This window comes from Trinickia violacea (assembly GCF_005280735.1).
Taxonomy (GTDB): Bacteria; Pseudomonadota; Gammaproteobacteria; order Burkholderiales; family Burkholderiaceae; genus Trinickia_A; species Trinickia_A violacea.
Genome location: NZ_CP040078.1, coordinates 2,954,295 through 2,977,119, shown reverse-complemented (window position 1 = coordinate 2,977,119; position 22,825 = coordinate 2,954,295). Strand labels below are relative to the sequence as shown.

The following is a 22,825-nucleotide window of genomic DNA, read 5'->3' as shown; positions in this document are numbered from 1 at the left end:
AGGCTGGACAGGCAGCGGCATGCGATGTGGAGCCCAGTGTAGGGAGCCCAAAATGCGACAGATAGCCCAAATCGGCAATGCGTGATACCCCGGCCTCGCGGCGCTTGAGAGGCGCACGGCGCTTCTTGCGAGCCGTTAAAAGGGCTGGCTGAAAAGCGCCGCGCATCTGTCCGACGAATCGTCGAAAGCGCGCCGGCCATGCTTCCGGCCCGATCGCACCTACCTCGGCGAGGGATCGGCGAACGCGAGCGTCGGCACGTCGACGATGGTCGCGCCGCCGTCGGCGACGACCACGGCGCCGTTCATCGCGCTGGCGTCGTCCGAGGCGAGGAAGGCGATCACCGAGGCGATCTCGCTCGCGTCGGCGGCGCGCCCGAGCGGCACGTCGCGCGTGGCGAGCGCGTACGCTTCGTCGAGCGTCGGAATGCTGCGGGCCGCCATCAACGTGCGCATTTCGTCGTCGGCCATTTCGGTGCGCACCCAGCCGGGACAGATGGCGTTCGTGCGCACGCCGCAGCGGCCGTAATCGCGCGCGAGTGAACGCGTGAGACCGATCAGCGCGTGCTTGACGGTCACGTAGCCGGCTGCTTCCGGCCCCGCGGCGAGCCCCGCGATCGAACTCACGATGACGATCGCCCCGCGGCTTTCGATCAGCATCGGCAACGCCTCCCGAGTGATGACGAACGCGGTGTCGAGATTGGCCCGGCACGCGCGGCGCCAGTCGTCGTCGCTCGTGTCGGCGACCGCGCCGATGCCGAAGCCGCCCGCGTTGGCGACGACGACGTCGAGCCGGTCGTGGCGTTCGACGATCCGTGCGAGTGCGTTGCGGACCGCGGCGGGGTCGGCCGCGTCGGCGGGCAGCGCGATCGCGCCCGTGGCCTTGGCCACCGCGTCGAGCGGCGCCTCGCGCCGGCCGAGCACGTAGACGAGTGCGCCCTCGTCGCGCAAACGCGCGGCGGCCGCGGCGCCGATGCCGGTTCCGCCGCCCGTGACGAGCGCGACGCGGCCCTCGAAGCGCGGCTTCACGCGGGCACCGTGGTTGTGTTGAGCACGGTCGCGTAGGCGCCGACCGGAAAATTGGCGAGCGTGCCGAAGTCGTCGCCCGCATAGCCGAAGATCTTGCCGGTCGTCTTGCGTGCGTCGAGATCGATGACGACGACGCCGAGCGTCGGCACGATCTTCTCGCGCCAGACGAACAGGTAGAGGCCGTCGCGAATCTTGCGGTAGTGGCAGCGGTCAGCGTCGGCGAGACCTTTTTCGATGCCTGAAACGCAGTGCCACGCATACATCTTGTCGTTCAGGTAGACATGCTCATAGCACTCGTGCGGGTTGTAGCGGTAGAGCACGCGCTTGCCGACCAGCTCGCTCGTGGGTTCGTGAGTGGGCGACAACGCTTCGAACTTGCCGCCGATGACGCCCGCCAGCATCTGCACGTCGACGCCGGTCAGCTCGCGCTTCTGCCGCGCGAGTTCGACAGCGGGGACGCTTGCGCGCGCCTCATCGGGCAGCGTGCCGATAACGGCCGTCGCAATGCCGCGTTGCAGATCGAGCACGAGGCTGACCGAGGTCGCACGCTCCGACGATTTGACGAAGTCGACGAAATAGATGCCCTGGCGCGGCGAGGTGGCGCGATACGTATCGGTGCCGGACTGGCCGGCGCCCTTGACGGTCCAGCGCAGCGTCTCGCCGTCGACGAACGTATGCGTCACGACGTCGCCGCCAAAATCGATGTCATAAGCCTGGCCGGCGAGCTCGGCGACGGGGGCGAGCGCGTGGCTCGAAATGGCGAAGCTCGTGCCGAGGTCGCCTACGGAGATCCAGTTGGTTTCGTTCATGGGAAGTGTCGGTGTCGTTACGTTCCAATCCGGGCTTCGTGACTTGGAGCCCGCGGCGAGGGGATGCCGGAATCGAGTATGCGAGCGTCTTGCGAACGGCTGTGAACCGAAAACGGCAAAGGCGCAGCGCCGCTCGCATGAACCGCACCGATACGCGACGGCTCAAGCAAACGCGAATTCCGGAAAGCCCGAGCGCACCGCGTAGCCGAAATCGAGCACCGCCGCCGTGCCGTTGGCGGGCGCGCTTGCAGGCGAAGCGTAGAACAGCACGTGACGCGCGATATCGGCCGGGGGGATCGCCGGAATGCCCGTGCCCGCGAAGCCGCGCGCTTCGAGCCCCAGATCGCGGCGCGACATCGGGGTATCGACGACGCTCGGGCACACGCTGTTGACGCGCACCGACGGGTGGTCGACGCTAAGCCCCTTGGCGAGCATCAACGCGGCCGCTTTCGACGCGCAGTACGCGCTCATGCCTGCGCTCGCGAAGAGGCTGCTGTCGGACGCGACGAGCACGACGGTGGCATCGGCGCGCGCTTCGAGATGCGGCAGCGCATGCTTCGCGCAGAGGAAGACGCCGCGCACGTTGACGGCCATCACGCGGTCCCACTCGTCCTGCGCGATGCCGATGACGCGCTTGCCGACCGGACCGGAGATGCCCGCGCACGCGATCAGCGAATCGATGCCGGCAAAGCGCGCGACGACGGCATCGATGGCGGCGGCTACCGAGCGTTCGTCGGCGACGTCGGCCGGCACGAAGATCAGCTCCGCGCCCGCATGTTCACGCGCGAGCGCGTGCCCGAGTTCGGCGTTGCTGTCGAGGATCGCGACGCGAGCGCCTTCGCGAAGCGCCGCCTCGACGCAGGCCCGGCCGATGCCCGAGGCGCCGCCTGTGACGGCCAATGTTTTCCCTGCGAGTCCCAAGTCCATGTGGCTGTGTCCTTTGCCGCGTGTTGCTCAGCTTGGCTGCGTTCGACTGCCGAGCATGGGCTCATCGGTGCGGCCGAGGGAGCCGGAATCGGCAAAGACTGTGTTCAAGCAGGCCGAGTGGGCCTTTTTGCGCGAACCGACGAGACGGTAGCAGGGAGTACATGACATCTGTATATTTATACAGTATTCTGTTGTCGAATTTGGCTAAAAGGTGGGAGATACGATGTTGCGAGCTCTGGGCGTGATGCTGCTGGTCGGCTGTTCCGTTGCCAACGCAGGCGAACACTACGTGGAAGTGTGGAACCCGCCTGAGGCCCGGCAAGCGCCACATGCCGGCAGCCACGCTGCGGTAAAACCAAAAGCCCATCATGTGTCTGCGACCATCCGCACGGCGAAGGTGAAGCCGAATCACGTTGCGGCCAGCACCCTGAAGCCGGCCAAGCACGCTCACGCTGTACGCACGCTGACTTGGAACGCTTCCCCGCAAGCCAGGGATCTCCCGCCTTTGCTGACGCCGGAAGGCAATGTGCTGCGCGTCGGTGCGCAAGGCGCTCAGCCCCAGGTGACTCGCTAATGGACGCGGAGCTCTACAACGGATACTCGATTTGGGGGCACGCCATCCGTCAGGGCGCGGGGTATGCGGCCGGTGGCACGATCACGCGCGACAACAAACTTGTAGAGACCTCCGGCGTGCTGGGCCATTTCGAAACTGAGCTGGACGCAGAGCTTGTCGGCCTTAACTGGTGCCGGGCCTGGGTCGACAATCACGGTTGACCAAGCAACAATCCGCGCAACGTCAAGCGGTGCGAGCGCAAGTGCAGGCACGGTGATGGTCCGCCGTCGCACTCCGCGCCATGACTTATCCCCACATTCTGTTGGCAAAGCTGTGGATAACCTGCTGGCATGCGCCGTAAGTCATTGACCGTGGAAGAATGATTGGCGCGGATGCAAACGCGGGCATGACGGCACTCGACATTCAGCCCTAGCGCATTGGAGCGCCCGTTTTCTGCTGTCCGCCAAGCCTTTCGCATGCTTGCCAACGCGGAGTTCGACGTATCGACTTTCCCTGGCATCGCGAGTATCGTCGACTCAGCTAAGTAGCGTTAAGCGTGGACATATGGCAAATGTAGACAATCCGTCCGAGCCCTTGTTGACTCTCGCCGAGTATCTCGAGCTGTCGCTCGACGAAGGCGGGGTGGTGATTCTCACTCGGACCAACGAGAAGTCCTTTGCCGTCTATATCGGCGACGCGATGAGCGCGCTGAGTGAGATGAGGGCCCGCGGAAAAATCGCAGCTGCGACAGCACTCGGGATTGTCGAGCAGACCAACCCAGGCTGGAATCAGATTGTCGTTGGCGGTCAGACCTATCGCTTCATGCGGACCTTCACGCAACTGGAAGAGACTCCGGCCACAGTCTTCACGCCAACCTAGCGTTTCGCAGCTAACCGATGACAATGGTGGAAGCAAGTGCGGTCGCGGGCATTGATGTCGGCGGCGATCGAAAAGGGTTTCACCTGGTCCTCCTGCGCGGCACTCGCATCCTTTGCAACATCCAAAGCGGAACACCCGACAACTTGCTGCAAACGTGCGTCGACTTCGACGTCGTGGCTGTCGGCATCGATGCTCCGTGCCAATGGGGAGCGGAGTGCAAGGGAAGGCTCGCTGAAAGGGAGCTCGCGCAACGAGGCGTCTTCTGCTTCGCGACTCCCGCTCGAGAACGGGCTATCTCCAGCACCAGCGGATTCTACGGCTGGATGTTGAACGGCGAGCGAGTCTACCAAGCGTTCTCCACGACATACCCGCTTCTGACATCCAGAGACTATTCGGGGGGACGCGTGAGCTTCGAAACCTTCCCTCATGCCATCACTTGCGCCGCGCTTGGAAAAGAAGTCGCCTCCGCACGAAAGAAGCGTATTCAGCGGAGAGCACTGCTTGCAAACTCCGGAATCGACGCGTCGGACTTGAAGTCCATAGACGCCGTAGATGCCGCCCTGTGTGCCCTGGCAGCGGAATGCTTGCTGGCAGGGCGAAGCCAGTCATACGGCGATGCCGCTGGGGGATACATTCGGGTGCCCGCATCTTCCGCTGGTGGGCCACTATGCGGTTAGGCAAGGTATCCGGGATTTCCTTCGATCTGGACGACACGCTGTGGCCGTTCGAGGTTGTGGTCGAACGGGCCGAGGCGACGCTGCATGCGTGGCTCCTCGAAAACGCTCCCAAGACGGCGAGTGTTTTGCCCGCGCCACAAGCGCTCGCCCAGTTGCGGGCTGAGTACGAGCGCTCGCGTCCCGATCTGGCCGGCGACTTTCGTGCGTTGCGAATCGGTTCAATCAGTCTTGCGTTGGAGCTGGCGAAGGAAGACGTCACGCTGGCTGACCTGGCCTATGACGTTTTCTATTCCGCTCGGCACCAGGTCGAGTTCTTTGAAGACGTGATGCCCGCGCTGCACTGGCTCAGTGCCAGGTTTCCACTCGTCGCCGTGACCAACGGCAATGCGGACCTCCGTCTGACGGGTGGCGGGGAGTTCTTCCGCGCGGCGTTGAGCGCCAGTTCAGTGGGCGTTGCGAAGCCTGAAGCCGAAATATTCCATGCGGCTGCGCGAGCCGTGGAGGTCGCTCCAGCGGAAATGCTCCATGTCGGCGACGATTACCACCTCGATGTTCTAGGGGCATTGGACGCGGGCTTTCAGGCAGCATGGCTCGTTCGCCGGAATCGGCTCGAGATCGCTCGGGTAGAGAAAAATACGCGCGAGCCTCATCTCACCATCCGTGATTTGTCGATGCTTTGCGAAGCGCTCGGCGGACCAGGCTCGTTGTCGTGACTACGGCAACGCCGCTGCACCCTCGATGGCGCAGCGGCGTTTGCATGAAGCATTGCGAACGGGTTCTAGCCGAACGTGAAGGAGTAGGCCCGCACGCCCGGATCGAGGAATTCGATCGTGAAGGTCCGGTCGCTCACGGTGCCGGTCTGACGCACGAGCTGATACAGGCGCGCGGCGGTGATTGTGCCGCTGCCGTCTGCGGCGACATCGGCGCCATGCGAGTCGCCGGGCGGCGCGCCGTCGATCGTGACGCGAAAGCGCACGGGCTTCCCGTTTGCGTTCGGGCCGAGCACGAGATGCAGATCGCGCGCATGGAAGCGGTAGGCAATGCGCCCATTGGCTTCGTTCAGCACGGCAGCTTCGCCACCGACCTTCCATTGTCCGCTCAGCGCCCAGCTGTTGAGCCGCAACTTCGACGGAACGCTGTATGCAGCGACGGCATCGGGGTGGATGTCTTCCGGCGAAGCAAAACCTCTTGCCTGCCGATAGCCCACATACGTTTCGCCCGAGCCTAAATCCGTTTCATCGGCGGCAGCCTGTGCGCCAGACCCGGAGATCGGCGGCAAATCGCGGGCCTGCGTTGTCTGTCCCGCTTCGGCGAGCAACTGTTGGATGGCTTTCTCGGCCCCGGCATAGTCGCCTTCGCCGAAATGGTGGTAACGGATACGTCCTTGTGCGTCGACGATATAGAAGGCCGGCCAATACTCATTGCCGAACGCCTGCCAGATTGCGTAGTCGTTGTCGATGGCGACCGGGTATCGAATGCCGAGATCCGTGAGGGCGCGCTTCACGTTCGACGGGTCGTGCTCGAATCCGAATTCCGGTGTGTTCACGCCGATCACGACGAGGCCCTCGTTACGATAGCGATCCGCCCATGTTTTCAGGTAGGGCAGCGCACGCAGGCTATTGATGCACGAATAGGTCCAGAAATTGACGACCACGACTTTGCCGCGCAACGCGTCGCGCGTAAGCGGCGGCGAGTTGAGCCAGCTTTGCGCGCCGTCGAGAGACGGCAGTTGTCCTTCGACGGGAAGCGTCGACGGCGCCTGAAAGCCGATGCGCCGTATCGATGGTGTGTTCGTGTTACCCGCGCTAGAGGTGCTAGAGGCGCTAGAGGCGCGATTCGGGGCGAGCAGACCCACCAGTCGGCTTTCCACACCCGTAGTCGAGGTCGAAGGCACGTGTGCGAGCGCGCGCGTGTCGAAGCCGAACGCGATCGCCGTGACGCTCAACAGCACCAGCGCGCCCATCACGCGGCGCACGCGCTCGCCGAGACCCAGTGAGCGCTTGAGCGCGTCCAGCGCCTGCTTGCCGAGCCCACACACTACGGCAAGCGAACTGGCCGCGCCGAGCGCATACGCCGTCAGCGCCGCCGCCGTTTGCCACGTCGCGCCATGCAGCGCTGCGCCCGTGAGAATCAGGCCGAGGATCGGGCCTGCACAGGGCGCCCACAACAGGCCCGTCGCCGCGCCGAGCAGCAGCGCGGAGCCGATCTGGAAACGGGTGTCGTGCGTGTGCGAAAAGCGGGCGAACCGGTTCCCGATCTCGAGCAGCGGGCGCGACAGGCGCGTCGAGATCTCGGGAAACAGCAGCGATGCGCCGAACACGGCGAACACGCTGAGTGATACCCAGCGTCCGTAGTGACTCAGTTGCGTGGCGTCGCTCAAGCCGGCAAACCCGACGCTTGTGATGAGCGCGAAGGTGAGAGCCAGCCCGAGCAGCAGCGGAAGCCGGCCGGTCACGAACGGCCGGTCGGAACGCGCGAAGACAAAAGGCACGACGGGCAGGATGCACGGGCTGAGGATGGTGAGCACGCCGCCGAGAAATGCGATGACAATGAGTAACATGAAGCCAGCTCCCTGATTCGGAATCCGTTGGTCCAATCGGGGCACGCTCCACGTGATGAATGCCGCGTGCCTTCATGCCGGATTAGAGTCCGTTCACGTATCCGGCGCATTTCAGGAAGGTGGGCATTGCGTATCGTGCTGTGTCTGTCGCGACGGAGGATACACAGCGATACAAACGGATGGTCGCGCAAAGTCAGATATCCGACCATTCGCTGAACGTCGCGGCTTGCCCATGGTAGGCGCCGTCGCGATCAATCAAATTCCACACAATCGCGCTTTCGATCCAGAAGCGGCGTCCCGACTTGGCAATTCGTTGCCCGCGATAGTTTGCCGAATAGCCTTGGCTGCGCACGTCGTCGAGCAGACGTGCTCGCTCGTCGCGATTGGGCTGCTCGGCTGAAAGCCTGGAATGCAGCGCTATAAATTCATCCCACTCATATTCGAAGCAGCGCTGCGCGGTCCGGTTTGCGTAGATGAAGCGCGGATCGTCTTCCGTGTTGTGTGCGAGCAGAACGAACGGTGCATCGGCATAGAGCCAGCGCGCGGTGTCGGCGACTGCGATGTGGGCGGGCACCAATGCGGTGCCAACCAGGCGCTGGTAGCTATCGGCGAGCAAGGTGGCGAAAGCAGGATCGGTGGCCAGGGATGTCATTGGGAAACCGGCAATGAATCAATTCGGACGTGGCGTGCAGCGGTAGCCGTGGATGCGGCTGGCGGGCCACGATGCTATCACGCGGCCGCGAGTGCGGCACTTGAAGGCCGCCGAGGTCCGGAAAAGGCCCTGAACCTGGGACATTCCCTATGCCGCGTCTCCAACTGGCGGAGAGCCGCGGGGCCGATACACCAGAACTGACGCTGGCCATCGGCCGCAAAGCCTTGCCCAGACTGGGTGCGCTCAAGTCACATCGTTATCGGTTCTTTTCTACGCACGCTTCACAAGCGCCTTGCATTACCAAAGGTATGGGAAAGTGCTCAGAAAATGTAGCTGGATGGGTCAATTTGGCTTGCTACGCTGCAATCAATGCATTAAGCACCGATGAGCCAGGAAACCGACGCACGAATATGCTGCATATCGTGCGATGAATGGTGACTTGTTCGACTTAATCTTGAACTTGCCAGTTGGGATGACAGAATGGCCCCAAACCTGACATTCGCGCGAGAAGGCGTAGTCCATCCGGGCGCGATCAAAGCGGGAGATGTTTCCGCTGCGGCGAAACCCATCGCAGTTTCCGCGACCGATATTCTTACGGTCAGAAACCTGTCGAAGATCTTTGGGCCGAAGCCCGAGCGCGCCGCCGAACTCGTCAAGCAAGGTCTTGGCCGGAACGAAATTTTCGAGCAGACCGGCAACATGGTGGCGGTCAACGACGTCAGCCTCAGCGTCAAGGCGGGTGAGATTTTCGTCGTCATGGGGCTTTCGGGTTCGGGCAAGTCGACGCTGGTTCGGCTGCTCAATCGGCTGATCGAACCGACCTCCGGCCAGGTCGTTCTCGAAGGCCGCGACATTGCCCCGATGTCCACCTTGGAGCTGCGTGCCGTCCGCCGCAAGAAGATGGCGATGGTGTTTCAGTCGTTCGCGCTTCTGCCGAACCGCACGGTGCTCGACAACATCGCATATGGGCTGGAAGTTGCCGGCTTGAAGAAGGCCGAGCGCTACGACATCGCGCGTGCGGCACTGACGCGGGTCGGTCTGGGCTCTTACGAAAAGCTGCTGCCGAGCGAACTGTCTGGCGGCATGCAGCAGCGAGTGGGGCTCGCACGCGCGCTCGCCGTGAACCCGTCGGTACTTCTGATGGACGAAGCCTTCTCGGCGCTCGATCCGCTGATTCGATTCGAAATGCAGAACGAGCTGTTGCGGCTCCAGAAGGAAGAGCAACGGACGATCGTCTTCATTTCGCACGACATCGAAGAGGCCATCAAGATTGGCGGCCGGATCGGCATCATGAAGGATGGCTGTCTGATTCAAGTCGGCACGCCCGCCGAATTGATCCAGTCGCCTGCCGATGACTACGTACGCGACTTCTTCCGCAATGTTGACGTTTCGCGGTTTCTCAAGGCTTCGAGTCTCATGGCCCGCGTGGAGCGGGGACTGATTTCCTGTGACATCGGCACATCCTCGGAGCGTTACCTCAACGACCTGATCGATAGCGGCGTCGAGTGTGGTTACGTATGCGACGAAGCGGGCAGGTACCAAGGCTGTGTCACGCCGGCATCGCTGCACAAGGCGGGTACGAGCCCTGTCCGGGACGCGCTGCTCCGCGAAGTGAACGCCGTTTCACTGGATGCGGATTTGCACCAGCTCGCCGACATCGCGTTGAGCCAGGAACACGACGTACCCGTCACCGACACGGCCGGGAACCTCGCAGGCGTGGTGTCCTGCCGGACGATACTCAAGCAGGTCATGGAACGGAGAGCAGCATGAATTCGTCGATCATCGGCAAGTCGGCGGAAGACGCCGTCAATTTTCTCTTCCAGCATTTCCGGGGCGGCTTCGATGCTTTCTCTGCCGCGCTAGGCGCAGTGGTCAAGCTGCTGGAGGACGGATTGGGCGCCATTCCGTTCATCGCCATGCTCGTCCTCCTCATGGCGTTTGCGTTGTGGCGGCGCGGTGTCGTGTTTTCGGTGTTCGTGGGCATTGCGCTTCTGGCGATCCATTACATGGGGCTGTGGGCTCAAACCGTTTCCACCCTCGCGCTCGTTGTTGCCGCAACGTTCTTCAGTTTGGTCATCGGCGTGCCAATGGGCATCTGGGGCGCACGGAATAAGCGGGTGGAAGTCGTGTTGCGCACGCTGCTGGATTTTATGCAGACGATGCCGGCCTTTGTCTATCTGATTCCCGCCGTCATTCTGTTCGGCTTGGGCCGGGTTCCGGCCGTGATTGCGACCATCGTGTTCGCCATGCCGCCCGTCGTGCGCCTTACGACTTTGGGCATCCGGCAGGTGCGCGAGGAGTTGCTGGAAGCAGGCCGCTCGTTTGGCAGCACCGATTGGCAGCTTCTCTGGAAAATTCAGTTGCCGAACGCGCTGCCGTCCATCATGGCAGGCGTGAATCAAACCATCATGATGTCGCTTTCGATGGTGGTCATCGCATCGATGATCGGTGCCGGTGGGCTCGGCGAGTATGTGCTGAGCGGCATTCAACGCCTGGACATCGGGATTGGCTTCGAGGGCGGGCTTGGCGTCGTGTTGCTTGCCATCGTGCTCGATCGCTTGACGGAGAGTTTCGGTGTGAAGTCGAAGAAGGCCAAACCCGGCGCTCGAATGGCCAAGCCTGGCGCCCGCGCCGCGGCGCGCACCTGACTGACGACTTTGCGGGAGCGCGGTCGCGTGGAAGGGCGACCGCCTTGTTGAAGGAAGACTGGCGGTATCGCACCGAACGGCTGCGGTGCTATTGCCAAGTGCAGTAGGGAGTTTGGAGATCAGACACGCTACCTCAAAGCGGCCGTCAACTTTTATACTCAAGTAGGAGTACTACATGAAAATCAGTCTCTTAAAATCGCTCATTGCGAAACTGGTGGTGTCGACGGCCGTGGCCATGAGCGTTGGTGTTGGCTCCGCTGTTGCGGCCGAACCCATCAAGATGGCGGTAACGAACTGGGCAGACGTCCTGGCTGTGGCTAACGTGGCCAAATACGCGCTCGAGACCAGCCTCCAGCAACCGGTTCAGTTTGTGCAGGCCGATATCGGCATCCAGTATCAAGGCGTCGCCCGAGGTGACCTCGACATCATGGTAGGCGGTTGGCTGCCGGTGACTCACGCCGCGTATTACGCGAAGTACAAGAACGACATGGATGACGTCAGCATCATCTACACCGGCGGAAGAAACGGCTGGGCCGTGCCGGCCTATGTTCCGGAGTCGGAGCTGTCGTCGATTTCCGACCTCAACAAGCCGGACGTCAAGAGCAAGCTGAGCGGGACCATCGACGGTATCGAGCCGGGCGGCGGCCTGATGCAGGCATCCGAAAAGACCATCAAGGCTTACGACTTGAACGGGTACAACCTGCAGTCGTCGAGCGAGGCCGGCATGCTCGCGGGCGTTTCGCGCGCCTATCAGTCGAAGCAATGGGTCGTCGCCACGGTCTGGAGCCCCCACTGGCTCTTCCAGAAATGGCAGATGCGTTACCTCAAGGACCCGAAGGGCACGCTGGGCGGCGAGGAGCAGGTTCACGCGTTCGCATCCAAGCAGTTCGCGACCAAGTTTCCCCGTGCGGACGTCTTCTTCAAGCATTTCAAGCTGACGCTCGCTGACGTCGAAGCCATCGAATTCGAGGGCAACACCACGAACGACTACGCCGCAGCAGCGAAGAAGTTCGTCGACGCGCATCCGGAAAAGCTGAAAGCCTGGTTGCAGCAGTAAATCTGCCTCACGTCGACTGATTTCGCAGTCTTGCAAGACATGCACTACACGATTTATTCCGGAGTGACCAAGTGAACGAGAACTCGCGCTTTTTTGCTGAAACCCTCCAGAGCCGTGACCCCGTTATCGCATCGGAGATTGCGTTGGAGTTGCGCCGGCAGCAAACGCAGATCGAGCTGATTGCCTCCGAAAACATCGTCTCGGCGGCGGTGATGGAAGCGCAAGGGACGGTGCTGACCAACAAGTACGCGGAGGGGTACCCGTCAAAGCGGTATTACGGCGGTTGTGAACACGTCGACAGGATCGAAGCGCTTGCCATCGATCGCGTGAAAGCGCTGTTCGAAGCCGAATACGCCAACGTGCAGCCTCATTCGGGAGCCCAAGCGAACGGCGCGGTGATGCTCGCACTCGTGAAGCCGGGCGATACGGTGATGGGCATGTCGCTCGATGCGGGCGGGCATCTGACGCATGGAGCCCGTCCCGCGCTTTCCGGCAAGTGGTTCAACGCCGTCCAATACGGCGTGCGTCCGGACACGTACCGCATCGACTACGAGCAGGTCCGGCGGCTCGCCGAGGAGCATCGTCCCAAGCTCATCATCGCGGGTTATTCGGCCTATCCGCGTGCTTTGGATTTTGCTGCGTTCCGCGACATCGCCGATAGCGTGGATGCCTTGTTGATGGTCGACATGGCACACATCGCGGGCATTGTCGCGGCGGGCAGACACGAGAACCCTGTGCGCTTCGCCGACGTGGTGACGTCCACCACCCACAAGACGCTTCGCGGGCCGCGAGGCGGATTCATCCTGACCAACAACGGCGACATTGCCAAGAAAATCAATTCGGCCGTGTTCCCGGGGTTGCAGGGCGGTCCGCTCATGCATGTGATCGCCGGTAAAGCGATCGCGTTCGGCGAAGCGCTTCGTCCCGAGTTCACCGCGTACATCGACCAGGTGCTGCGCAACGCTCAAGCACTCGGCAACGTCCTGAAGGCGGGCGGCCTGAACCTGGTGACGGACGGGACCGACAACCACCTGTTGCTGGTCGACCTGCGTTCGAAGCGGCTAACCGGCACGCAGGCCGAAAAAGCGCTGGAGCGCGCGGGCATCACCTGCAACAAGAACGGTATCCCGTTCGATACGGAGAACCCGACCGTCACCTCGGGAATCCGTCTCGGCACCCCTGCGGGGACCACGCGCGGCTTCGGTACTGAGCAGTTCGAGCAAGTCGGCCAGATGATTCTCGAGGTCTTGTCGTCGCTTGAACGAGAGCCCAGTGGCGATGAACGGGTCGAGCGCGCAGTGCGTAACCGGGTGCGAGACCTCTGTACCCAGTTCCCCATCTATTCACACGCAGAAGCACTGGCTTAGCCAATGCGGCGTTTTTATTGAAGAGAGAATTGAAAATGAGCTTCGAGGGAGTCCATACCCCGCTCGTCACACCGTTCAAGGCGGACGGCGAAATCGACCATGATTTGCTCGGCAAGCATGCCGCCAATCTTGCAGGCCGTGTTTCGGGCCTGGGGGTCGGCGGGACCACGGGCGAATACTATGCGCTGAGTTTCGACGAACGGGTTCAGACGTTCAACACCGTCGCGGAAGCGGCGGGCGGCAAGACGTATCTGACTGCCGGCATCAATGCGACGACGACGAAGGAAGTCATTCGCCTGGGGCATGAAGCGAAACGCGCCGGCATGGCCGCCTTGCTGGTTGCCGCCCCGTACTACGCTCAACCCACACAGGAAGAGCTGCTGACCCACATGCTGAAAGTGGACGACAGTCTCGACATGCCCATCATGCTTTACAACTTCCCGGCGCGAACAGGGACGGCAATCGGCGATGGCGTTCTGGAACAACTGCTCGAGCGGCCGAACTTCATCGCGATGAAGGAAAGCACCGGCGACGTCTCGCATCTGCATCACCTTGCTACGCACTTTAGCGGCAAGCTGGTGCTGAGCTGCGGGATGGATGACCAGGCGCTCGAGTTCTTCGCGTGGGGAGCCAAGAGCTGGGTCGGAGGCGCGTCCAACTTCCTGCCGGAAGCGCATACCGCGCTCTTCGACGCGTGCGTGAAGCGCGGCGACTTCGAGACCGGCCGCAAGCTGATGGCGCAATTGCTGCCGGTACTCGAACTGCTGGAGCGCAGCGGGAAATTCATTCAATACGTTCGATACGGATGCGAGCTGGCGGGTGTGCCAGTCGGTATTGCTCGGGCGCCGCTCGGTGGACTCACCGAAGAGGAGCGCAGTGCGTTTGCCAAGCTCGTTCAACCCATGTTGCGCAACGCGCAGTAACTTGCATGGCTTCGAATCTGGAATTCGTGCGGTTTCCTGCTCCGGACGGTGTGAACGGGTGGTGGGAAACTCTGCCCCCGCCGCCCGCTGTCACTACGCTGTCCTCCGAACTTCGATATGACTGGGTCGTTGTCGGCGGCGGCATTACAGGTCTGTGCGCTGCCCGACGGCTCGCTGAGCTTGCGCCCGATGCCACGATCGCGCTGGTCGAGGCGGATCGTATAGGGCGCACCACAGCCGGACGAAATTCCGGATTCTTCGTCGATTTGCCGCACGACATCAGCAGCGAAAGCTACTCGCGAAGTGTGGAAGCAGACAAGGCAGACGTCCGCTTGCAACGGCACGGCATCGACTATGTGCGCGCTGCGGTGAAGCAACACAACATCGACTGCGATTGGCGGGACGATGGAAAATTTCACGCGTCGGTGAACAAGAAGGGTCACGCTGCATTGGCTCACTTCGCCGAAGGGCTTGCTCGCATCGACGAAGCTTGTGAATGGCTCGACGAAGCGGCCATCGCGAAGGTTACCGGCACGAGCTTCTATCAGGGCGCGCTGTTTACGCCGGGGTGCAGCACAGTTCAGCCGGCGGCCCTCATGCGTGGCCTTGCTGCGACCTTGCCGGAAAACGTGAAGATCTTCGAGCTTAGCGCGGTAAAGGGAATAGAGGACCAGGGTCCAAACAAGGTTCTGAGCTTTGCGAGCGGCAAGATCGTGGCGAAGCGCGTGATGCTATGCACCAACGCGTATGCAGCGACATTCGGTGGACATCCGAACGGCCTGTTGCCCGTGTACACGTTTGCTTCGATGACACGCGCGATGAATCCGGAAGAAGTGCAGCGGCTTGGCGGAACGCAATCGTGGGCACTGATTCCGGCCGACCCGATGGGCTCGACAGTTCGACGTCTGATCAACGACCGCATCTGCGTTCGCAACCACTTCGCGTTTCGACCCAATCTCGAAGTGTCCGCGGCCGATTTGGCGAAGGCAAAGAGCCTGCATCAACGCTCGTTCGACCGGCGCTTCCCGATGTTGAAGGACGTCGAACTCGAGTACACCTGGGGCGGACCTTTGTGTTTGTCTGTCAACAATGGGGCTCTTTTTGGGCGCCGTGACGACGGTGTCTTTGAAGCGGTCGGGTGCAATGGCCTCGGCCTGAGCAGAGGATCGGCTTCAGGCAAGCTCATCGCCGAGTACGCGCTCGGACAGGACAACGAACTCATTCGCCAGCTTTTGAATCAACCGCATCCGCGCTCGCTGCCGGTTCGTCCGATTGCCGACGTCGCGGTATCCGCGGCTATCTGGGTCAAGGAATTCTCGGCGGGGGCCGAGCTTTGAATATTTGAGGACAGGACATGACGACTTATCAGGAATGGAAGCAGAAAGCAGAATGCTTGTCGCTCGATGGACGGGCGCTTATCGCCGGACAACGATGTCCGGCTGCCTCGAATGAAACGTTCCGAACCCTGAATCCTTCGACGGGAAAGGTCCTGGCCGATATCGCGAAGTGCGATTCGAAAGACATCGACCGCGCGGTCGTAGCAGCCAGGGATGCGTTCGAGTCCGGCGTGTGGTCGAAGGCCGCGCCGGCCCAGCGAAAGGCCGTGCTGTTGCGGCTGGCGCAACTGATCGAGGAAAACGCCGAGGAACTGGCGCTCCTCGAAGCGCTCGAGGCGGGCAAGCCGATCAGCGAGTGCATGGCGCTCGATATCCCCGAGTCGGCGGCCTGTATCCGCTGGCACGCGGAGGTCACCGACAAGCGATACGACGCGCTGTCTCCGTCGGGCACGAGCGTCGTGAGCATGATCACGCGCGAACCGATTGGTGTCGTGGGCGCGGTTCTGCCGTGGAATTTCCCGGCGCTCATGCTTGCCTGGAAAATCGGCCCGGCGCTTTCTGTCGGCAACAGCGTCATCGTGAAACCTGCCGAGCAAACCTCGCTGTCGACGCTGCGCATTGCCGACCTCGCAATCGAAGCCGGCGTGCCCGCAGGCGTCTTCAGTGTCGTGACCGGCTTCGGGGAAAGCGCGGGCCAAGCGTTGGGCCGGCATGCCGACGTCGACCTCGTTGCTTTCACTGGCTCAACGGAAACCGGCAAGCGATTCCTCCACTACTCGGCGGACACGAACCTCAAGCGGGTCGTGCTCGAATGCGGCGGCAAGAACCCTCAAGTCGTGCTGCCCGATGTCGCGAATCTCGACGCTGTCGCGGAGCAAGCGGTCGCTGCCGCCTTCTGGAACATGGGCGAGAACTGCAGTGCCGGCTCTCGCATTCTGGTGCCCTCGGCCCTGAAAGCGCAGTTGCTCGAAAAGGTCGAGGCGGTGCTGGAAGGATGGAAAACGGGCGATCCGCTCGACCCTGACGTCAAGCTCGGTGCTCTGATTGAAGAAAAGCACTATGAAAAAGTGCTCGCACACATCGAGAAAGCGAAAGTCGAAGGGGCTCGCTTGGTGTGCGGCGGCAAGGCTACGCGTACCGATACGGGCGGTTGGTTCGTCGAGCCGACCATCTTCGATAACGTCACGCCGGAGATGAGCATCGCTCGCGAAGAGGTCTTTGGCCCTGTCGTGTGCTTGATCGAGTATGCCGATATCGACGAGGCCGTCCGAATTGCCAACGACACATGCTATGGCCTGGCGGCATCGCTTTGGACGGACAACGTCAATCACGCCCACAAGATTGCCGCCCGAATCCGCGCCGGCACGGTGACGGTGAACTGCTTCGGCGAGGGTGACCTGTCGACGCCGTTCGGCGGATTCAAGCAATCGGGCTTCGGCGGCCGTGATAAATCCGTCTATGCGCACGACCAGTACTGCGAGCTGAAGACCACCTGGCTGAAGCTCGACTGAAGCGAGTCATGCAAATGGGGGCCGGCCTACAAGGTCGGATCGTTGATTCTTTGAGTGCGGCTCCGGTCGACGTTGCCGCACTTCAACTGACTTGAGGCGTCATGCGACTTGGATTCATCGGGACAGGGACCATCACGAAAGCGGTCGTGGCCGGAATGGTCAGATTCGGCGTTCCATTCGATCGGATATCGCTATCGCCTCGTAATGCGAATACCGCTGCGGAACTCGCGACGCTTGATGGGAGGATTCACGCCTGCGCCAGTAATCAGGAAGTATTGGAGACGTCGGACGTCGTTTGCCTGGCGGTCGTTCCAAAAATTGCTGCGGAGGTCTTGGGCGAACTCCAATTTGCTTCGCGTCATCACGTTATCAGTTTCATTGCAGGTATTTCCCTCGCCGAGATGCGCCGCCTCGTTCAACCTGTGGACAGGGTCGCGCGCGCCGTTCCGTTACCAGCGGTCGCCGAGGGCAAGGGAAGCACTGCAATCTGTCCCCCCGACGACGTGGCGAAGGCCATTTTTTCGAAGTTGGGGGAAGCCGTGGAGGTGGACGACGAACGCAAGTTTGACGCGCTGTCTGCCGTGACGGCGACGATGGCGAGCTTCTACGCCGTTCTCGAAACCCAAGCAGCTTGGCTTGTGCGGCAAGGGCTCGAGTACAAGGCGGCGCGAGCCTTCTTGTCGGGCTACTGCGTTGGGCTCGCCCATGACGCCACCCGAACGAAGCAGCCGTTTTCAGAAATGGTGACGCAATGCATGACGCCAGGTGGCATCAACGAGCAGGTGCACACGGAACTGTCTCGTCGTGGGGCCTATGAACATTACGCGGAGGCACTCGATGGGGTGCTGAGACGAATCCAGGCACGCTGATAGCGAGGCATCAAGATATATGCGCGATGAAAGGGTTCTTTTTGGATTGAAGGTCAAGGACGGTCGTCGCTGGTACTCGATTGATGAGCGCGACTGGCAGCCGATGAAAATTGGGGAAACGGCGCTTCCTGGCTTCTTCTGGATTCCAGTTGCATATGACGAGAATGGGGCGTGGAGCAGCTACTGGATGCGTCTGCGACCCGGCGCGCGCTCGCTAGAACATCAGCACGATTCGACCGAGTTGATTCTGATTATCGAAGGCGTGTTTACCGATGACGACGGTACCGATTTCCTTCCCGGGCAGACGGTGTCCTACCCAGCCGGCTCGCGGCATAGTACTTCATCGAAAGACGGCTGTACGGTGCTAGTCGTGGCTCATACGGGGTCGACAATCGTTTCTCGATGACGGGAAGCACCTAGTGGAATCCTAATAAATATTTAAGAATGTATTCCATCGCGTCGATGGGATTATGACCAACCGAGATTAAACCAATGCTCAACACCTCACGAAAAATGCTTGTCTCCGCTTCGACTGTCGTCGCTATGTCGCTAGCGTGCGTTCCCTCTTTCGCACAGCAGGCCGTAAAGATTGGCTTGTCGGCCCCGTTGACGGGAGCTGGAGCTCAGAACGGGAAGGATATGGAGAATGGCGTCCTCCTCGCCATCGAAGAGGCTAACGCCCAACATATCAAGCTGGGCGGACAGGAGGTTCGCTTCGAGTTGAACACGGTCGACGATCAGGGTGACCCGCGCATCGGCGTGCAGGTGGCCCAGAAACTGGTCGACGACGGAGTGGTGGCGGTTGTGGGGTACTACAACTCGGGTGTGGCATTGCCGTCTTCCCCGATTTTTGCCAAAGCGGGCATCCCTTTGATAGACCCCGCTGCAACGGCCCCCGCCATCACCCGGCAAGGCCTGAAGAACGTGTTTCGCATTATTGCCACCGACGCTCAGAACTCCGGAAGTGCAGGAAAGTACGCGGTAACGGTAACCAAGGCGCAACGTATTGCGCTGATGGACGACCGCACGGCATTTGGTCAGGGCGCAACGGATGAATTCAAGAAGGCAGCATTGGCGGCTGGCGGGCAAATAGTGACGGCGGAATATACCAATGACAAAGCCGTCGAATTCAATGCTCAGCTGACGAACATCAAGGCGGTGAACGCCGACCTTCTCTTCTTCTCCGGCCTGGACAACCAAGCCGGCCTCCTGGTCAAGCGAATGAAGCAACTGGGCATGAAAACACAGTTCGTGGGCAGCGGCGGTATCGCGGACAGCATCTTCATCAGCATCGCGGGCAGCGCTGCCGAAGGCGCAATGGCGTGGGAGTATGGACGGCCCATCGAGTCCCTTCCGCAAGGAAAGGCATTCTCGGATAAATTCAAGAAAAGATTTGGCGCAGACAGTTTGACGTTTGCTCCCTTTGCGTATGACAGCGCCTGGGTGGCGATCAACGCAATGAAGCAGGCGGGCTCAGCAAAGCCCGAGGTGTTCATGCCTGTACTGCGAACTACCCAGTACGACGGCATCACTGGGAAGATTGCATTTGATTCGTACGGTGACTTGAAGCATCCGACCTCAACGCTCTATCAAGTCAAGGATGGGAAGTGGGTGGCGATAACGACGGTAGGCGGGGATTGACCTGCGAAGCGGGGTGGCCTGTTCGTCGGCTCTTCGGGTGCGGCTCGGTTGCGAGCCTCGGTTGCGTGCGACCCGGCCTAGGGTGGATCACGCTTGCCAGTGAGCCACGGGAATCGCACACTATTTTGTCTGAGGTGTTTTTCGGCTCGCGGCGTGACAGCCGCCGTTGCACAGAGAGGCGGCGGCGACCGTCAGATCGTCCTCGGACTGAATCCCACGCTCCCGCCTGAAAGGTGACAACGATGCAAAAGAAGCAGCTATTTGCTGACCGGCTTCTCGCCCAAATGCCGTCATTGCGGGCGCTGAGATGTTTCGTCACGGCAGCCCGTTACGAAAGCTTCACCCAGGCGGCCGAGGTGCTGTGCGTCACCCAGGCGGCTATCAGCAGACAAATCAAGGAGCTCGAGGATTCGCTCGACGTGGCGCTGTTCGAGCGCACGGGAAGGCACATTGCGCTTACGGACGCCGGGCGCATTCTCTACAACGCCTCATATCTTTCGATCATGAATATCGCGGAGGCGGCCCAAGCGGTACGCCGCTCCGACAAACATGCGCTGACCGTTTGGGTCTCCCATACCTTCTCGGCACTGTGGCTGGCGGCCAGGCTCCCCACGCTCCGCAAGCGATTTCCGGATATCCGGTTGCACGTGATGGTGACGGAGCATTTCATGGAGCTCGACGAGCTCATGGAGCCCGACGTCATCATCACCAAGAATCCACCTCGCGAACCGGAATACGAGGTCGAGCCGCTCTTCCACGACATTGTCTATCCAGTCTGCAACCGGTCGTTTTACGAGCGTCATTTCCACGGCAGGTCGTTGAAGCCGCTGGACCTGCTCTCGCATCCCACGTTGAATCTCTCGTTGCTGGGGCGCGCCCAGGTTTGCGAGCATGTGGATTGGCGCGTATGGCGAAACTGGTTTCAGCAAGGCGACGGTTCGGAGCGGCTGGTCGAGAACGAACACCTGGAGAGCAACGACTATCGGCTCCTGGTCTCACAGGCCGAAGCGGGCGAGGGGACGCTGCTTGGCTGGCACCACCTTGTCCATCGCCAGGTCGAGCAGGGCCTTCTGATTCGGCCGGTGCAGGATGCGCTCGTATTCCACGACCGCCACCACTATCTGATCACGCACAAAAACGCAAAGCTTCGGCCCGAGTATCTGCAATTCCGTGAATGGCTTGGCGAGGAGGTCGGCGTGATGATGCGCGAATGGCAAGGCGCCGAAGCAGAGACCATCAAATAACGTTTGCTTCATGTTTAACGAGCCCATCCATTCCAAAGCCGGCACCTCCCGGCCACTCCGCTTTGGAATCGTGCTATTGCCGAACTTCACGTTGACGGCGTTTTCGGGTTTCGTCGATCTGCTCAGGCTGGCCAGCGACGAAGGCGACATGAGCCGGCCCGTTCGCTGTTCGTGGACCATCGTCGGAGAATCGCTGGTTCCCGTCAGGGCAAGCTGTGGAATCCAGGTCACGCCATGGACGACCTTCGAGGAAGCCGGGACATTCGATTACGTTGTCGTCGTCGGCGGTTTGCTGCATTCGGGGCCGTCCGCGAGCAAAGCCACGCTTCAGTTCATTCGTGACGCTGCGCGAACGCCTGCCACCTTGGTCGGGATTTGCACGGGCGTATTCGCCTTGATGCGAGCAGAGGTCATGGACGGCTATCGCATGTGCGTGAGCTGGTTCCACTACTGGGATTTCGTCGAACGCTTTCCGGGCGCCGACGAACGCAATCTTGTCGCGGACCGGTTGTTCGTCATCGACAGACGCCGCATTACCTGCTCAGGCGGGCGAGCTTCGATTGATGTGGCAGCGGCGATCCTGCTGCGGCACTTCGAGGCCACGATCGTTCAGAAGGCGCTGCGCATCATGCTGGTCGACGACGCCCAGAAAGGCAACGCCCCGCAGCCCCATCCGCCGGGACTCGAGCCCGCTACGCATCCCAAGGTCAGGCGCGCGATCCTGTTGATGGAGCAGCACATTGGGCAGCCACTGAGCCTCGCGGAACTGGCTAGACGTCTCGAGATGTCGGTCCGGCAACTCGAGCGCCTCTTCGCCGCCGAGACGGGCAAATCGCCCCACGCTTACGGACGGCAGATCCGGATACGAATGGCCTCGTGGCTACTAACGAGTTCGGACCGTACAGTCGCCGATATTGCCTCGTCGTGCGGCTTCTCGGATGCCTCTCATCTTGGCCGCGAGTTCAGAAAAGAATTTGGAGAGTCGCCGAACGCCTATCGCGTGGCTCGACCGCAGAGCCAATCACCTGCATTAGCCGTTACATAGCGGGTACGTAGCAGGCACGTGAGTCGCTGACGTATTTTGACCAGAGAGTCGAGATGAAACCGGCAACAGGGACTAAGGGATACCGGCGGCTCATTCCTTCGATGACCGCGCTTGTCGAGTTTGAATCGGTCGCGCGTTTAAGCAGCTTTACCCTCGCGGCGAACGAACTCGGCGTCACGCAGGCCGCGGTGAGCCGGCAGGTCAAATTCCTCGAGGAAACGCTGGGGATTCGTCTCTTTCACCGTCTGCACCGCTCAATCGAGCTCACCGAGGAAGGTGAGGCGCTATATCTAGTCGTCGCCGAGTCGATGCAGAAAATTGCCGGCGTGTTCGACCGGTTAGGGAGCGGCCCGGTTCAGCAGGAATTGGTGCTTGCGGCAACTTCCGCGTTCTCGCATTTTCGTCTCTTGCCACGGCTCGCGTCTCTCAAGAAGGCTCAACCGAATCTTCAGCTTCGCCTTTCCACGCAGATGTTCACCGCCGACCTCCGGCACAAGGAGATCGATGTCGCCGTTCGATACGGGAACGGGCGATGGGGAGACGGCACCGCAACGCTGCTTTTCGACGAAGAGGTATTCCCTGTCTGCTCGCCGAAGTGGACGGAGTCGCACGGTACACCGGAAACGTTGCAGGACGTTGCTCACGCCCCGCTCATCGATTCGGACCCAACGTCGGAGGGCTGGATGGGATGGGACGCATGGTTCCAGGCTGTAGGCTTGAGACCATTGCAGCTGAACTTCGCTTTGCGATGCAGCCTTTATACGGACGCCGTTCAGGCTGCACGTTACGGCCAGGGCATCGCGCTTGGGTGGGGACGAATGGTCCACGATCTCATCGAGGCCGGTGAACTCGTCAGGCTGCCGGTCGCCTCGTTCAAAGCCAGCGACTCGTATTACGCCGTGGTGCCGCACGGGCGCACCATCACCCCCGCAATCGACGGTCTGATCGACTGGCTGCGGCAGGATTCCATCGAGCGTTGATGCGTTTGCGAGGGCTCGCGGCATGCTCCGTAAGCGGGTTCGGAGGCTCGGCTCTCGCATAATCTAAAGTCATGCCAGACCGAAAATAAAGCGCGTTGACGCTCATTTTCGTCAATCCAA

At 61.2% G+C, this 22,825-nt stretch carries 23 protein-coding genes; 18 read left to right on the top strand and 5 right to left on the bottom strand.

Features of this window, described 5'->3' with window-relative positions:
* Positions 1–219 precede the first annotated feature (219 nt).
* The 3 genes from FAZ95_RS35460 to FAZ95_RS35450 all read right to left on the bottom strand — a co-directional run bounded on the left by FAZ95_RS35460 (position 220) and on the right by FAZ95_RS35450 (position 2,762).
* Positions 220–1,026 (bottom strand): SDR family NAD(P)-dependent oxidoreductase, encoded by an 807-nt coding sequence (locus tag FAZ95_RS35460; protein ID WP_137337035.1) that lies wholly within the window; start codon positions 1,024–1,026, stop codon positions 220–222.
* The gene (locus FAZ95_RS35455) at positions 1,023–1,835 is read right to left on the bottom strand and encodes a molybdenum cofactor biosynthesis F family protein (RefSeq protein ID WP_137337034.1); all 813 of its coding nucleotides are present in this window, start codon (positions 1,833–1,835) and stop codon (positions 1,023–1,025) included. Before FAZ95_RS35455 ends, FAZ95_RS35460 begins: the two co-directional genes overlap by 4 nt.
* A 162-nt stretch (positions 1,836–1,997) precedes the next feature.
* The gene (locus tag FAZ95_RS35450; RefSeq protein WP_137337033.1) at positions 1,998–2,762 is read right to left on the bottom strand and encodes an SDR family NAD(P)-dependent oxidoreductase; all 765 of its coding nucleotides are present in this window, start codon (positions 2,760–2,762) and stop codon (positions 1,998–2,000) included.
* 223 nt (positions 2,763–2,985) lie between these two features.
* On the opposite strand from FAZ95_RS35450, the gene FAZ95_RS35445 reads away from it, so the two are divergent.
* The 5 genes from FAZ95_RS35445 (at position 2,986) to FAZ95_RS35425 (ending at position 5,584) form a co-directional block, all read left to right on the top strand.
* The gene (locus tag FAZ95_RS35445) at positions 2,986–3,336 is read left to right on the top strand and encodes a hypothetical protein (RefSeq protein ID WP_137337032.1); all 351 of its coding nucleotides are present in this window, start codon (positions 2,986–2,988) and stop codon (positions 3,334–3,336) included.
* On the top strand, positions 3,336–3,536 hold the full coding sequence (locus FAZ95_RS35440) for a hypothetical protein (protein WP_137337031.1): 201 nt from the start codon (positions 3,336–3,338) through the stop codon (positions 3,534–3,536). Before FAZ95_RS35445 ends, FAZ95_RS35440 begins: the two co-directional genes overlap by 1 nt.
* 376 nt (positions 3,537–3,912) lie before the next feature.
* The gene (locus tag FAZ95_RS35435; protein WP_254700126.1) at positions 3,913–4,194 is read left to right on the top strand and encodes a hypothetical protein; all 282 of its coding nucleotides are present in this window, start codon (positions 3,913–3,915) and stop codon (positions 4,192–4,194) included.
* A gap of 23 nt (positions 4,195–4,217) precedes the next feature.
* Positions 4,218–4,871, top strand: coding sequence for a DUF429 domain-containing protein (locus FAZ95_RS35430; RefSeq protein ID WP_437437801.1), 654 nt, complete (start codon positions 4,218–4,220; stop codon positions 4,869–4,871).
* A complete protein-coding gene (locus FAZ95_RS35425; protein ID WP_137337028.1) occupies positions 4,862–5,584 on the top strand; it encodes an HAD family hydrolase in 723 nt (240 codons plus the stop codon). The genes FAZ95_RS35430 and FAZ95_RS35425 overlap by 10 nt, the downstream gene beginning before the upstream one ends.
* A 65-nt stretch (positions 5,585–5,649) precedes the next feature.
* Here FAZ95_RS35425 and FAZ95_RS35420 read toward each other — a convergent pair whose 3' ends face one another.
* Both FAZ95_RS35420 and FAZ95_RS35415 read right to left on the bottom strand, forming a co-directional pair.
* Complete coding sequence (locus FAZ95_RS35420) at positions 5,650–7,431, bottom strand: cytochrome c biogenesis protein DipZ (protein WP_137337027.1); 1,782 nt, start codon at positions 7,429–7,431, stop codon at positions 5,650–5,652.
* A gap of 193 nt (positions 7,432–7,624) precedes the next feature.
* Positions 7,625–8,047: an MEKHLA domain-containing protein gene (locus FAZ95_RS35415; protein ID WP_367872962.1), complete on the bottom strand. Its 423-nt coding sequence runs from the start codon at positions 8,045–8,047 to the stop codon at positions 7,625–7,627.
* Positions 8,048–8,563: 516 nt separating this feature from the next.
* On the opposite strand from FAZ95_RS35415, the gene FAZ95_RS35410 reads away from it, so the two are divergent.
* The 13 genes from FAZ95_RS35410 (at position 8,564) to FAZ95_RS35350 (ending at position 22,705) form a co-directional block, all read left to right on the top strand.
* On the top strand, positions 8,564–9,853 hold the full coding sequence (locus tag FAZ95_RS35410) for a quaternary amine ABC transporter ATP-binding protein (protein ID WP_137337025.1): 1,290 nt from the start codon (positions 8,564–8,566) through the stop codon (positions 9,851–9,853).
* The gene (locus FAZ95_RS35405; protein ID WP_137337024.1) at positions 9,850–10,731 is read left to right on the top strand and encodes an ABC transporter permease; all 882 of its coding nucleotides are present in this window, start codon (positions 9,850–9,852) and stop codon (positions 10,729–10,731) included. The genes FAZ95_RS35410 and FAZ95_RS35405 overlap by 4 nt, the downstream gene beginning before the upstream one ends.
* A gap of 175 nt (positions 10,732–10,906) precedes the next feature.
* Positions 10,907–11,788 (top strand): glycine betaine ABC transporter substrate-binding protein, encoded by an 882-nt coding sequence (locus FAZ95_RS35400; protein WP_137337023.1) that lies wholly within the window; start codon positions 10,907–10,909, stop codon positions 11,786–11,788.
* A 71-nt stretch (positions 11,789–11,859) separates the two neighbouring features.
* The gene (glyA, locus tag FAZ95_RS35395) at positions 11,860–13,155 is read left to right on the top strand and encodes a serine hydroxymethyltransferase (RefSeq protein ID WP_137337022.1); all 1,296 of its coding nucleotides are present in this window, start codon (positions 11,860–11,862) and stop codon (positions 13,153–13,155) included.
* A gap of 35 nt (positions 13,156–13,190) precedes the next feature.
* On the top strand, positions 13,191–14,078 hold the full coding sequence (locus FAZ95_RS35390) for a dihydrodipicolinate synthase family protein (protein ID WP_137337021.1): 888 nt from the start codon (positions 13,191–13,193) through the stop codon (positions 14,076–14,078).
* Positions 14,079–14,083: 5 nt separating this feature from the next.
* Complete coding sequence (locus FAZ95_RS35385; RefSeq protein WP_137337757.1) at positions 14,084–15,415, top strand: NAD(P)/FAD-dependent oxidoreductase; 1,332 nt, start codon at positions 14,084–14,086, stop codon at positions 15,413–15,415.
* A 17-nt stretch (positions 15,416–15,432) separates the two neighbouring features.
* Positions 15,433–16,926, top strand: coding sequence for an aldehyde dehydrogenase (locus FAZ95_RS35380; RefSeq protein ID WP_137337020.1), 1,494 nt, complete (start codon positions 15,433–15,435; stop codon positions 16,924–16,926).
* A 101-nt stretch (positions 16,927–17,027) separates the two neighbouring features.
* Complete coding sequence (locus FAZ95_RS35375) at positions 17,028–17,795, top strand: pyrroline-5-carboxylate reductase (protein ID WP_137337019.1); 768 nt, start codon at positions 17,028–17,030, stop codon at positions 17,793–17,795.
* A gap of 19 nt (positions 17,796–17,814) precedes the next feature.
* On the top strand, positions 17,815–18,201 hold the full coding sequence (locus tag FAZ95_RS35370; protein ID WP_137337018.1) for a cupin domain-containing protein: 387 nt from the start codon (positions 17,815–17,817) through the stop codon (positions 18,199–18,201).
* Positions 18,202–18,287: 86 nt separating this feature from the next.
* Complete coding sequence (locus FAZ95_RS35365) at positions 18,288–19,436, top strand: branched-chain amino acid ABC transporter substrate-binding protein (RefSeq protein WP_137337017.1); 1,149 nt, start codon at positions 18,288–18,290, stop codon at positions 19,434–19,436.
* 242 nt (positions 19,437–19,678) lie between these two features.
* Positions 19,679–20,680, top strand: coding sequence for a LysR substrate-binding domain-containing protein (locus FAZ95_RS35360; protein ID WP_137337016.1), 1,002 nt, complete (start codon positions 19,679–19,681; stop codon positions 20,678–20,680).
* Between the two features lie 10 nt (positions 20,681–20,690).
* Positions 20,691–21,725 (top strand): GlxA family transcriptional regulator, encoded by a 1,035-nt coding sequence (locus FAZ95_RS35355; RefSeq protein ID WP_137337015.1) that lies wholly within the window; start codon positions 20,691–20,693, stop codon positions 21,723–21,725.
* A gap of 53 nt (positions 21,726–21,778) precedes the next feature.
* Positions 21,779–22,705, top strand: a complete 927-nt coding sequence (locus tag FAZ95_RS35350; protein WP_137337014.1) for a LysR substrate-binding domain-containing protein — start codon at positions 21,779–21,781, stop codon at positions 22,703–22,705.
* Positions 22,706–22,825 lie beyond the last annotated feature (120 nt).

Coding starts and splice junctions, on each gene's coding strand:
- FAZ95_RS35455 (WP_137337034.1), bottom strand. CDS start 1,835: ATGAACGAAACCAACTGGATCTCCGTAGGCGACCTCGGCACGAGCTTC.
- FAZ95_RS35450 (WP_137337033.1), bottom strand. CDS start 2,762: ATGGACTTGGGACTCGCAGGGAAAACATTGGCCGTCACAGGCGGCGCC.
- FAZ95_RS35445 (WP_137337032.1), top strand. CDS start 2,986: ATGTTGCGAGCTCTGGGCGTGATGCTGCTGGTCGGCTGTTCCGTTGCC.
- FAZ95_RS35440 (WP_137337031.1), top strand. CDS start 3,336: ATGGACGCGGAGCTCTACAACGGATACTCGATTTGGGGGCACGCCATC.
- FAZ95_RS35430 (WP_437437801.1), top strand. CDS start 4,218: ATGGTGGAAGCAAGTGCGGTCGCGGGCATTGATGTCGGCGGCGATCGA.
- FAZ95_RS35425 (WP_137337028.1), top strand. CDS start 4,862: ATGCGGTTAGGCAAGGTATCCGGGATTTCCTTCGATCTGGACGACACG.
- FAZ95_RS35420 (WP_137337027.1), bottom strand. CDS start 7,431: ATGTTACTCATTGTCATCGCATTTCTCGGCGGCGTGCTCACCATCCTC.
- FAZ95_RS35410 (WP_137337025.1), top strand. CDS start 8,564: ATGGCCCCAAACCTGACATTCGCGCGAGAAGGCGTAGTCCATCCGGGC.
- FAZ95_RS35405 (WP_137337024.1), top strand. CDS start 9,850: ATGAATTCGTCGATCATCGGCAAGTCGGCGGAAGACGCCGTCAATTTT.
- FAZ95_RS35400 (WP_137337023.1), top strand. CDS start 10,907: ATGAAAATCAGTCTCTTAAAATCGCTCATTGCGAAACTGGTGGTGTCG.
- FAZ95_RS35390 (WP_137337021.1), top strand. CDS start 13,191: ATGAGCTTCGAGGGAGTCCATACCCCGCTCGTCACACCGTTCAAGGCG.
- FAZ95_RS35385 (WP_137337757.1), top strand. CDS start 14,084: ATGGCTTCGAATCTGGAATTCGTGCGGTTTCCTGCTCCGGACGGTGTG.
- FAZ95_RS35380 (WP_137337020.1), top strand. CDS start 15,433: ATGACGACTTATCAGGAATGGAAGCAGAAAGCAGAATGCTTGTCGCTC.
- FAZ95_RS35375 (WP_137337019.1), top strand. CDS start 17,028: ATGCGACTTGGATTCATCGGGACAGGGACCATCACGAAAGCGGTCGTG.
- FAZ95_RS35370 (WP_137337018.1), top strand. CDS start 17,815: ATGCGCGATGAAAGGGTTCTTTTTGGATTGAAGGTCAAGGACGGTCGT.
- FAZ95_RS35365 (WP_137337017.1), top strand. CDS start 18,288: ATGCTCAACACCTCACGAAAAATGCTTGTCTCCGCTTCGACTGTCGTC.
- FAZ95_RS35360 (WP_137337016.1), top strand. CDS start 19,679: ATGCAAAAGAAGCAGCTATTTGCTGACCGGCTTCTCGCCCAAATGCCG.
- FAZ95_RS35355 (WP_137337015.1), top strand. CDS start 20,691: ATGTTTAACGAGCCCATCCATTCCAAAGCCGGCACCTCCCGGCCACTC.
- FAZ95_RS35350 (WP_137337014.1), top strand. CDS start 21,779: ATGAAACCGGCAACAGGGACTAAGGGATACCGGCGGCTCATTCCTTCG.